This window comes from Bradyrhizobium sp. 45, assembly GCF_023073155.1.
GTDB classification, from domain to species: Bacteria; Pseudomonadota; Alphaproteobacteria; order Rhizobiales; family Xanthobacteraceae; genus Bradyrhizobium; species Bradyrhizobium canariense_D.
Genome location: NZ_JADPIX010000143.1, coordinates 483,688 through 493,933 on the forward strand (window position 1 = coordinate 483,688; position 10,246 = coordinate 493,933).

At 66.3% G+C, this 10,246-nt stretch carries 9 protein-coding genes and 1 riboswitch; of the genes, 2 read left to right on the plus strand and 7 right to left on the minus strand.

The window, feature by feature from the left end; genetic code table 11:
- Window positions 1-7: 7 nt before the first annotated feature.
- From IVB42_RS34770 to cobU, 5 genes are all read right to left on the minus strand, one after another.
- Window positions 8-2,683, minus strand: coding sequence for a hybrid sensor histidine kinase/response regulator (locus IVB42_RS34770; RefSeq protein ID WP_247393831.1), 2,676 nt, complete (start codon window positions 2,681-2,683; stop codon window positions 8-10).
- Window positions 2,680-3,711 carry an ABC transporter substrate-binding protein gene (locus tag IVB42_RS34775; RefSeq protein ID WP_204510761.1) on the minus strand — a complete coding sequence of 344 codons (1,032 nt, stop codon included), beginning with the start codon at window positions 3,709-3,711 and terminating at the stop codon, window positions 2,680-2,682. Before IVB42_RS34775 ends, IVB42_RS34770 begins: the two co-directional genes overlap by 4 nt.
- Window positions 3,712-3,888: 177 nt before the next feature.
- Window positions 3,889-4,521: a 5,6-dimethylbenzimidazole synthase gene (gene bluB / locus IVB42_RS34780; protein WP_026233630.1), complete on the minus strand. Its 633-nt coding sequence runs from the start codon at window positions 4,519-4,521 to the stop codon at window positions 3,889-3,891.
- 4 nt (window positions 4,522-4,525) lie between these two features.
- Window positions 4,526-5,308, minus strand: coding sequence for an adenosylcobinamide-GDP ribazoletransferase (gene cobS, locus IVB42_RS34785; protein ID WP_085395480.1), 783 nt, complete (start codon window positions 5,306-5,308; stop codon window positions 4,526-4,528).
- Window positions 5,305-5,808 (minus strand): bifunctional adenosylcobinamide kinase/adenosylcobinamide-phosphate guanylyltransferase, encoded by a 504-nt coding sequence (gene cobU / locus IVB42_RS34790; protein WP_247393829.1) that lies wholly within the window; start codon window positions 5,806-5,808, stop codon window positions 5,305-5,307. The genes cobS and cobU overlap by 4 nt, the downstream gene beginning before the upstream one ends.
- Before the next feature lie 121 nt (window positions 5,809-5,929).
- Here cobU and cbiB point away from each other — a divergent pair, with 121 nt between their 5' ends.
- Both cbiB and cobD read left to right on the plus strand, forming a co-directional pair.
- Window positions 5,930-6,871: an adenosylcobinamide-phosphate synthase CbiB gene (gene cbiB / locus IVB42_RS34795; RefSeq protein WP_247393825.1), complete on the plus strand. Its 942-nt coding sequence runs from the start codon at window positions 5,930-5,932 to the stop codon at window positions 6,869-6,871.
- A gap of 11 nt (window positions 6,872-6,882) precedes the next feature.
- The gene (gene cobD / locus IVB42_RS34800; protein ID WP_018458655.1) at window positions 6,883-7,845 is read left to right on the plus strand and encodes a threonine-phosphate decarboxylase CobD; all 963 of its coding nucleotides are present in this window, start codon (window positions 6,883-6,885) and stop codon (window positions 7,843-7,845) included.
- On the opposite strand, the gene IVB42_RS34805 is transcribed toward cobD, so the two are convergent.
- Both IVB42_RS34805 and cobO read right to left on the minus strand, forming a co-directional pair.
- The gene (locus IVB42_RS34805; protein ID WP_247471916.1) at window positions 7,834-9,282 is read right to left on the minus strand and encodes a cobyric acid synthase; all 1,449 of its coding nucleotides are present in this window, start codon (window positions 9,280-9,282) and stop codon (window positions 7,834-7,836) included. The genes cobD and IVB42_RS34805 overlap by 12 nt on opposite strands.
- A 10-nt stretch (window positions 9,283-9,292) precedes the next feature.
- Window positions 9,293-9,928: a cob(I)yrinic acid a,c-diamide adenosyltransferase gene (cobO, locus tag IVB42_RS34810; RefSeq protein WP_085352366.1), complete on the minus strand. Its 636-nt coding sequence runs from the start codon at window positions 9,926-9,928 to the stop codon at window positions 9,293-9,295.
- Window positions 9,929-9,968: 40 nt separating this feature from the next.
- Window positions 9,969-10,187: riboswitch (cobalamin riboswitch) on the plus strand.
- The last annotated feature ends 59 nt before the right edge of the window (window positions 10,188-10,246 follow it).

The window sequence follows — 10,246 nt, forward strand, 5'->3', positions numbered from 1 at the left end:
AACGCTCTTAGGCTGGCCGAAGCAGATCGTCCAGCGCGCTCATCGAGGCCTCTCGAAGCGCGGCGAGCTCGCGGGCGGCGCTCTGGGATTCGGGAGAGGACATCGAGGCTGCTGCCAGCTCGACCTCGCGGCAGCGCTCGAACAGGCGGACGAGGCCGAGCGCACTCGCGCCGCTGCCGAGTTGATGCGCGCAGCGTGCGAGCTGCGCGGGATCGCCAATCACTGCTGCCTTGGCGATCTCCTCGACCAGCTTTTCGCTGGTCTGTTCCAGCAGGTCGTGGAGTTTTGCGATCTGCGCCGCGCCCAGCAGCTCCTTCTGGTCGTCAAGGAAATGCCGGTCGATCAATGCGCCTGCGGCGAGTTGCGGCGCGGCCGGCTGGTTCTGGGCATCGTCCTCGATCGCCTCGCGCAGCGCATTGATCAGGATCGGCTTGCTGACGATCCTGGCAATGCCTGCCCCCGCGAGCCGCTCGCGGGCGCGGCCCGACATGTCCGCGGTTACCGCGATGATGCGCGGCATGGTCGGCAGACCGAGCTTGCGGATCCGCGATGCCGCCTCGACGCCGTCGACGTCGGGCATGTGCAGATCCATCAGGATGATGTCGAACGCCTGATCGCGGGCGAGCGCGATGGCCGACGCGCCGTTCGTGGCGATGGTGGCGCGGTGGCCGAGCCTCTCGAGCATCGCTTCACCAACCTCGCAATTGACGGGATCGTCGTCGACCAGCAGCACGCGAAGCTGCCGCGATGGCGGCTGAACCGCGCCTTGCGCGATGCCGCTCGTGGCGAGGCCAAGCGGTACCTCAAACATGAACGAGCTGCCGCTACCGGGCGTGCTCGCCACCGTCAGCTCGCCGCCCATCAGGCGGGTGAGCCGCCGCGCGATCGCCAGTCCAAGGCCGGTGCCGCCGAACCGCCGCGCGATGCTGTCGTCAGCCTGGACGAAATCCTCGAAAATCCGCTCGTGCATGTCGCGCGCGATGCCGATGCCGGTATCGCGCACAGTGATGCGCAGCAGCACATGACCGTCATGTCTCTCGGCGGCCGCGCTCAAGCCGATGCCGCCCCGCGGGGTGAATTTGATCGCGTTACCGATCAGATTGAGCAGGATGCGATTGAGCCGCACCGGATCGCCGTGCACGGAGGTATTGACCGTCGCATCGCAGGCGAGATCGAAGGAGAGGCCCTTGTGAGAGGCCTGCGGACGCATCAGATCGGCCGCCGTCTCGATGAGCTGGTCGAGGCGGAAATCGCGGGTCTCCAGAGTCTCGGCGCTGGCCTCCAGGCGCGCGTATTCGAGGATGCCGTCGACCAGCGCGATCAGTGTTTCGCCCGATGCGGCCGCGGTCGTAAGGTGGCGCCGCTGCGCTTCGCCGAGGCTGCCGTCGTCGAGCAGTTGCAGCACGCCCATGACGCCGTTCAGCGGCGTGCGCAGCTCGTGGCTGACGACCGCGAGAAAGCGCGATTTGGTCTCGTTGGCCGCGACCGCTGCGCTGCGCGCGCGCTCGGCGGCATCGTGCTCGGCAAGGGCCTGGTCGCGGGTCTTTTCCAGCTCGGAGGTGCGTTCGATCACCTTACGCTCGAGCGTCGCATAGGATTCGCGCAAGTGAGCGGCCATCCGGTTGAACTGATCGCCGAGCGCCTCGAGCTCGTCACCGGTCTTGATCGCGAGCCGCAGCCCGAGGTCGCCGCTGCCGATCCGCCGCGCGCCCTGCGTGAGGATCTGGATCGGCACGGTCATGCGCCGGCTCAGAAAGAGAGAGACCAGCACCGCACATGCCAGCAGGATGACCAGGAGGAAAGTCGAGCGCCCGATCGACGCATATATCGGCGCATAGGCTTCGGTGAGCGGCAGCTCGACAAACACCAGCCAGCCCAGCGAGGGGACCGTCGCATAGGTCGACAGCACGCGTTGACCGGACAGATCCTCCTTGACCAGGCCGCCGGAGGGGGGCCCGATGCCATCGAGCGCGGCCCGGACGTCGGGATGGCCGGAGAGATCGCTGCGGCGCAGCGCCCGCCACAAATCGGGATGCGCGATCAGGATACCCATGCGATCGACCACATAGGCCTTGCCGGTGTTGCCGACCCTGATTCCGGCGACGAGGTCCCAGATGAAGCGAAGATTGACCTCGGCGACAATCACATCCGGCGCCAGGCCCGTTCCGCGCGTGGCGAGCGTCATGAACGGCTCGGTGTCGCCGAGGAAGTAGACAGGCCCGTAATATGCGCGGCTTTCGTTGGCGCCGCGGAAGGCCTGCGAGGCGGAGAGGTCGGTCTTGCTGCCGATCCTGTCCGCGACACGGCGCGACACGCGCACCTGCTCGCGGCCTTGGGCGTCGAGCTCGGCGATGTCCGCAATCGCAGGCGAGAGGCGCAGGAGGCGGATGGCGTTCAGGCGCTGGTCCTCGTTCGTGGACAGCTCCGGGGGCAGGCGCGAGAGCCATCTGATCTGGTTTTCGATCTGGCCAATGAACTGGCCGATCTGGAGGGCGGCGCTTGCTGCCTGCTCGCGCTGGGTCGCCGCCAGGAGTTGCTTCTGCTCGCGATAGGAGAACCAGACGTCGAAGCCGGTGTTGATGGCGAGCGCGGCAAAAGCGAGCGCGACGATCGAGTAGAGGTATTTGCGGAACAGCCGGCCGGGAGGTGGCCGCAAATCTCCCTGATCGATCGTCTCGTTCACTCGCGAATCTCGTCGGCGCGCGCGAGCAGTGTGAATGGTATCGTCAAATCCAGCGTGCGAGCGACCGTGCGGTTGATCAGGAGCTCGTATTTTCGCGGCGATTGCACCGGCAGATCTCCGGCCTTGGTACCGCGCAGGATGAGATCGACATAGTCGGCCGAGCGCACTTCGAGCGTCGGCCCGTAGCTCATCAGCCCGCCCGCATCCATGAAATAATAGAACGGGTAAATCGCAGGGACGCGATATTTGGCCGCCGCCGCCACCGCCGCCTGCCGGTGGACCACCAGGAAGCTGTCGACCAGCGCAATCATTGCCGCCTTGGGGGGAGCGGAAAAGGGCCTGACGGCTTCGTCGATCTCCGTTGGCGCGCTGACGGGGGCGGGGATCACGGACACGCCGGCCAGTGCTGCCTCTTGCTCGATGGAATCGAGGAAGAAACGGCCGCCGCGAGGAGTGGTCGCCGGGTTGTACAGGATACCGACGCGCGCAAGATCCGGCACGGCCTCCCGGATGAGCTGAAGCCATTTGCCGCCCATCTCGGCGGTGCTGTTGGTGAAGCCGGTCACGTTGCCGCCGGGATGAGCAAGGCTTTCGACGAAGCCGTTGCCGACGGGATCGTTGGCGGTCGCGAACACGATCGGGATGGTTTTTGTGGCTTCCAGGACGGCCGCGGTTTCGACCGTCGAGCCGGTCAGGATCACATCCGGCTTGAGCGCCAGCAATTCCTGAACCGCGGTCTTCAGCCGATCCGGCGCGCCGAAGGTCGATCGGAGCTCGAGGCGGAAATTGACGCCTTCGACCCAGCCTCGCTGCCTCAAGCCCACGATGAGGCCACCCAGGCGGGACGTCGGGCTGTCGATCATGCTCCTTCTGGTCAGCTCGTCGTCGAGCGGCAACGCCGTCAGCGATCCCACGACCCGCACGCGATCAGATGTTGCGCCGAGCGCCAGCCACCCCGCGGCGGTCGTGCTGGCAAGACGAATGAACCCGCGGCGATCGACCGCGAGAGCGGAAGGCCGTTCGGTCATGACATTCTTTGCATGGTGGCTAGCCCCAGGCGCATGCTTAGCGCGAACGGCCGGCATCCACAATTGACGAAAAAATGCGCTTGTGACTGCTCATTCGTAGCGTTTGGCAGTCCGATACCGTATTCCTACGTCGGCAGTCGCTCGCAACACGGAAGATGGATATCCGGCGTGGCCTGATTAACGCTGCAGCGTGAATTCCTCTGCCCCCCGCCGCTGCTCCCACTTCGCCTGTTCCAGCTCGGGCCGGTCGCATTCGACTTCCGGATAGCCGATACAGAGATAGGCGATGAATTTCCAGGTGTCGGGCACGTCGAGAATGGCGTGGATGCGATCCGGATGGAGGATCGATACCCAGCCAAGCCCGATGCCCTCGGCGCGCGCGGCGAGCCACATCGCGGTGATCGCCGCAACCACGGAATATTCCGTCGTCTCCGGCATCGTCGCGCGGCCGAGGCCGTGACCGGTGTCGCTGGCCTTGTCCGCGAATACGGCGAGGTGGCCCGGGGCCTGTTCGAGACCCGAGAGTTTCAGCGTGGCATAGCGTGCTGCGCGCTCACCGGCATAGGAATTCAGCGCGTCCGCGTTGCACGCTTTGAAGTCGTCGATCACGGCGCGACGCCGTGCGGCGTCATCGACGATGACGAAGCGCCAGGGCTGGCTGAGGCCGACCGAGGGCGAGAGACAGGCCGTCTCGATCAGGCGATCGATGGCGCCGTCCGGCAACGGATCGGCGCGAAAGCGGCGCACGTCGCGGCGCCACACGAACAGCTCGCGCAAGTGCTGGCGAAAGGTGTCGTCGAACTCGACCATCACGTCAGCCTCCGATCTGGACAGCTGCGGCAACCAGCAGGATCAGGATCTCGCCGGTCTGCTCGAACGCGCCAAGGATGTCGCCGGTCTGCCCGCCGATCTGGCGGATGGCAAGTCGCGCCAGCATCAGGCCGGAGAGGGCGAGCAGGATCAGGCTCACCAGCGCCTTGCCCGGCCCAAGCGCGAGCACGAGCGCGAGGATTCCAACAGCGAATGCGATCGCAACGCTGCGGCCCGGCGGTGATCCCGCACTCGCCGACAGGCCGTCAGGTCGCGCAGGCGCGACCTGCGACATGAAGGCCGGCAAGCCCGCGCGGGCCGCAGTGTGCGCAGCGCACAGTGCGAGCGCGACGGCCCACGGATTGGCGATCGTCGCGAGCGCGCTCCAGCGCAGGCCGAACGACAGGATCAGCGCGCAGAGGCCATAGGTGCCGATCCGGCTGTCGCGCATGATCTCGAGCTTGCGCTCGCGGGTGCGGCCGCCGCCGAGCCCGTCGGCGGTATCGGCAAGGCCGTCCTCGTGCAGCGCGCCGGTGACGAGGGCGGTCGCGGCCAGCGCGAGCAGGGCGGCCAGGTTCGGCGACAGACCCAACAGGCTCGCGACCTTGTAGACCAAGGCGCCGGCAAGGCCGACCAGCAGTCCCGCGACTGGAAGAGCCCAGGTCGCGCGTGCGACGGCGCCGTCAGCTGCGGGCTTCGACAATGCGACGGGGAGGATTGTCACGAACGATGCCGCCATCCTGAGATCGGCGATGACGTCTCGCAAAAATTGGTCGCGCGGCATCATTTCAGTTTCATCGGCAGGCCGGCGACGACGAACTCGGCCTCGTCCGCAACGGCCGCGATGGCCTGGTTCATGAAGCCGGCGGCGTCGCGGAAGCTCCGCGCCAGCGCATTGTCGGGGACGATGCCGAGGCCGACTTCGTTGGTGACGAAGACGACGGGGCTCTCCTGGCCGCGCAGGAAGAGGGCGAGCTTCATGACTTCGTGATCCCAGTTGCGCTGCGCATGCATCATGTTGGAGAGCCACAGGGTCAGGCAGTCCACCAGTCTAGGCCCGCCGCCATCGGTCTCGATCAGCGCCTGCAGAAGATCGAGCGGTACCTCCCGCTCGATCCAATCGGTTGAGCGGCGTCTGCGATGCTTTTCGATGCGTGCTTCCATTTCCGCGTCGAGCGCCTCGGCCGTCGCGATGTAGACGGGTCGGCCCGGAAAGCTGCGTGCGCGTTTTTCCGCATGGGCGCTCTTGCCCGATCGCGCTCCGCCCGTGATCAAGATGACGGCCATAAAAATCTCCTGTGGGTCTGACTAATCACCAAACGCGGCCAAAAACAAAGCCGAAATCCGCCAGCCGGGGGCTTGCGCTCCGGCCGTCGTTTGCGCAACAGGGGCGGGACAGGAGGCGGGTGTGGGTTTTGCGGGTGCGATGGCGGTGGCGATGGTGGTGGATGCCCTGTTGGGCTGGCCGTTGTGGTTGTTCGCGCGGATCGGCCATCCCGTCACCTGGCTGGGCGGGCTGATCTCTGCCATCGACACCTCGTGGAATCGACCGTCCGATCCGCCGGCATTTCGCCGCGCCGCGGGTCTTGCCGGAGCACTCGTCGTGATCGCGCTCGCTGTCGCGCTCGGCTGGGTGCTGCAGTCTCTGCTTCCCTTGGGATTGATCCAGCTCGTGCTGGTCGGGGTTCTGGCCTGGCCGCTGATCGCCTTGCGCTCGTTGCACGACCACGTTGCTGCCGTCGCAAATCCCATGCGGGCCGGTGACATCGCCGCCGCCCGAGACGCGGTCTCGCGCATCGTTGGCCGCGATCCCGCCGCGCTCGACGAGGCCGGGATCGCGCGCGCTGCAATCGAGAGCCTCGCCGAGAATGCGTCCGACGGCATCGTCGCACCGGTGTTCTGGGGCGCGCTGTTCGGTCTGCCCGGCATTTTGGGCTACAAGGCGATCAACACGCTGGACTCCATGATCGGCCATCGCTCTGAACGCCACGAAGCCTTCGGCTGGGCCGCGGCGCGCATCGACGATGTCGCCAATTTCATTCCGGCGCGGCTGACCGGATTTCTGTTCGTGCTGCTGGCGCCCCGGCGATCAGAGGCGCTGTCGTGCATGACGCGGGATGCACGTCGTCACCGTTCGCCCAATGCCGGCTGGCCGGAAGCAGCCATGGCGGGAGCACTCGGCGTGCGGCTCAGCGGTCCGCGGATCTATCACGGCAGCATCACGAACGAGCCATGGCTGAATGAAGCTGCGCGCGATCCGCTTGCCGCCGACATCGATCGAGGCTTGACGGTTTACCGCCGCACCATGCTGCTGCTCGCCGGCATCCTTGCGATCCTGGCCTTCGCGTGAAAGAACAGCGCATGCGCGAGCACGGTGGAAATCTCGATCAGGCCCAGCAGCGCTTCGGCGGTCGCGCGGAGGACTGGATCGATCTGTCGACCGGTATCAACCGCCTGCCTTATCCCGTGGGCGAGGTGAGTTCGCGCGCGTGGAGCGCGTTGCCGTCGCGCGCCGAGATCGAGGCGCTGCATCAGGCGGCGCGGCACGCTTACCGCACGAGCGCGGCGGTTGTCGCGCTTGGCGGCGCACAGGCGGCGATTCAACTGCTGCCGCAACTTGCGCCGCCCGGCCGCGCGCGCATCCTCGCGCCGACCTACAACGAATATGCGGGTGTGCTCTCGGCCGCGGGCTGGGAGGTGGAAGAGGTCAGCGCGCTCGACGCGCTCGCGGGCGCCGACCTCGCCATTGTCGTCAATCCCAACAATCCCGACGGCCGATGTCATACGCCAAAGGATTTGCTGGCGCTGCTGCCGCGCGTCGGCCGTCTCGTCGTCGACGAGAGTTTTGCCGATGTGGCCCCGCAGCTATCGCTTGCATCCGAGGATCGGCCGGGGCTGCTGATCCTGCGCTCCTTCGGAAAGTTTTACGGCCTTGCCGGCCTGCGGCTCGGTTTCGCGCTCGGCAATTCGTCCGATATCGCTAGGCTTGCGGCGATGTCGGGACCTTGGCCGGTCTCGGGAGCGGCAATCGCGATCGGTTGCCGCGCTTTGGGTGACGATGCCTGGGCCGAGGCCACCTCCGCGCGGCTCGCGCGAGACTGCGGTCGCCTCGATCGCATTGTTCAGTCGCAAGGCTGGACGCTCGTTGGCGGGACGCAGCTGTTTCGTCTCTACGAGACGCCCGACGCCCTTGCCGCGCAGGAGAAGCTGGCGCGTCGCCATATCTGGTCGCGCGTATTCGCGCGGGAGCCGACATGGCTGCGCCTCGGGCTTCCGGGCGGCGAACCCGAATGGTCGCGCCTGGCCGAGGCTCTAGCGCGCTAGCGCGAGCAGGCCGCCGACGTCGAGATGTCGCTCGATGTGATCGGCGAGCGCGTCGAGCGCACTCTCGACCCTGGCGTGATAGGGCTCGTCGCCGGCGGGAATGTCGAGCTTCGCCAAAAAGGCCTTGCGGAAATCATCCGACGTGAACAGGCCGTGCAGATAGCTGCCCTGCACGCGTCCGTCGCCCGAGATCGCGCCTTCCGGTTCGCCATTCAGCCTTGCGAATGGCCGCGCGCGATCCGGCCCATCAGTGCGGCCGATGTGGATTTCATAAGCCTCGATCGGCTGATTGGTGGCGGCATGCAGCGCCGCGACGCGTGTCAACGTCTTCTCCGAGCTCATCACCGTTTCCACATCCAGAAGTCCGAGACCCGGTGTGTCGCCGGCGGGGCCCTCGATCCCCTCGGGATCAGCGACGCTGCGTCCGAGCATCTGATAGCCGCCGCAGAGGCCGAGCACATGGCCGCCTCTGCGGTAATGCGCCAGGAGATCGATGTCCCAGCCCTGCGCGCGCAGAAAGGCGAGGTCGCCACGAGTGGATTTCGAGCCGGGAATGATGACGAGGCGCACGTCGCCGGGAATGGCCTCGCCCGGCCGCACCATCACGAGATCGACGCCAGGCTCGAGCTTGAGCGGATCGAGATCGTCGAAATTGGCGATTCGCGACAGCGCGAGACAGGCGATCTTGCATTGGCCCGGTTTGCGCGCATCGCTCAGGCCCAGCGCATCCTCGGCCGGCAGCTCGCCGGCGCGCGCGAACCAGGGCAGCACGCCGAGGCCGCGCCATGCGGTCTTTTCTTCGATCAGTCTGTAGCCGTCGTCGAACAATGTGGGATCGCCGCGGAACTTGTTGATGACAAATCCCTGGATCATCGCGGCATCGTCCGGGTCGATCACCGTCTTGATGCCGACGAGTTGCGCGATGACACCGCCGCGGTTGATGTCGCCAACCAGCACGACCGGCACGTCGGCCTTGCGCGCAAAACCCATATTGGCGATGTCGGCCTTGCGCAGGTTCACTTCGGCCGGACTGCCGGCACCCTCCACCAGAACGAGATCGGCGCGCGCCTTCAGCCGCTCGAAGCTCTCCAGCACGGCGCCCATCAATGACGGTTTCATCGCCGCATATTCACGCGCACGCGCGGTCGCGATGCGTTTTCCTTGCACGATCACCTGCGCGCCGACATCGGTCTCGGGCTTGAGCAGCACCGGGTTCATGTCGGTGTGCGGCTCGACGCCGGCGGCGAGCGCCTGGAGTGCCTGGGCGCGGCCGATCTCGCCGCCGTCAACGGTGACGGCTGCATTGTTCGACATGTTCTGCGGCTTGAACGGGACCACGCGCAGGCCGCGTCGCACAAAGGCGCGTGCGAGGCCGGCAACGATGAGCGACTTGCCCACGTCCGAGCCGGCTCCCTGGATCATCAATGCGCGCGCCATCGCGAGTTTCTTAGAACTCGACGCCGGCTTGCGCCTTGATGCCGGAGCGGAACGGATGCTTGACCAGCGTCATCTCGGTGACGAGATCGGCGATCTCGATCAGCTCGTCCTTGGCGTTGCGGCCGGTGAGCACGACATGCGTCATCGGCGGCTTTGAGGTCACCAGGAAATCGACAACTTCGGCGATGTCGAGATAGTCGTAGCGCAGCGCGATGTTGATCTCATCGAGCACGACCATGCGGAGATTCTGGTCGAGGATCAGCTCCTTGGCCTTCTCCCAGCCGGCGCGCGCGGCGGCGATGTCGCGGGCGCGGTCCTGCGTCTCCCAGGTAAAACCCTCGCCCATGGCGTGGAATTGGCAGAGGTCGCCGAAATGGCCGGTCAGCATGCGGCGCTCGCCGGTGTCCCAGGCGCCCTTGATGAACTGCACGACCGCGCAGGGGAAGCCATGGGCGACGCAGCGGACGATCATGCCGAAGGCCGAGGAGGACTTGCCCTTGCCGGCGCCGGTGTGGACGATGATCAGGCCCTTTTCGCCGCTCTTGGTCGCCATGATCTTGTCGCGGGCGACCTTCTTCTTCGCCATTTTCGAGGCGTGACGGGCGTCGGTTTCGTCGGCCGTCTGGGTATCCGGTTCGGGCGTCATCGGACGGGGTCCTTCGGCTTGACAAGAGGCGGTCGGGGGCAAATGGTGGCCCGGCGTTGGTTCCTGTCCTACGACAGGCGAAGAGGGAATGCGATAGGGTCCGAATCGGCAAGATTTGGTTCCAAAATGCAGCCGCCCCCGCGACCGTGACCGGAGAGATGCCCGAAGCCACTGACCCCTAGGGGATCGGGAAGGCGGGGATCGAAGGGGAAACCCTGCTCCGCAAGCCGGGAGACCTGCCAACGCGGACGATTTTGGACCGGCGGACGGGGTGTTCCGCGACGGGGAAACGGGCCTTCGCAAGAACGGTTCGTGGGC

Coding starts and splice junctions, on each gene's coding strand:
- IVB42_RS34775 (WP_204510761.1), bottom strand. CDS start 3,711: ATGACCGAACGGCCTTCCGCTCTCGCGGTCGATCGCCGCGGGTTCATT.
- bluB (WP_026233630.1), bottom strand. CDS start 4,521: ATGGTCGAGTTCGACGACACCTTTCGCCAGCACTTGCGCGAGCTGTTC.
- cobS (WP_085395480.1), bottom strand. CDS start 5,308: ATGATGCCGCGCGACCAATTTTTGCGAGACGTCATCGCCGATCTCAGG.
- cobU (WP_247393829.1), bottom strand. CDS start 5,808: ATGGCCGTCATCTTGATCACGGGCGGAGCGCGATCGGGCAAGAGCGCC.
- cobD (WP_018458655.1), top strand. CDS start 6,883: ATGCGCGAGCACGGTGGAAATCTCGATCAGGCCCAGCAGCGCTTCGGC.
- IVB42_RS34805 (WP_247471916.1), bottom strand. CDS start 9,282: ATGGCGCGCGCATTGATGATCCAGGGAGCCGGCTCGGACGTGGGCAAG.
- cobO (WP_085352366.1), bottom strand. CDS start 9,928: ATGACGCCCGAACCGGATACCCAGACGGCCGACGAAACCGACGCCCGT.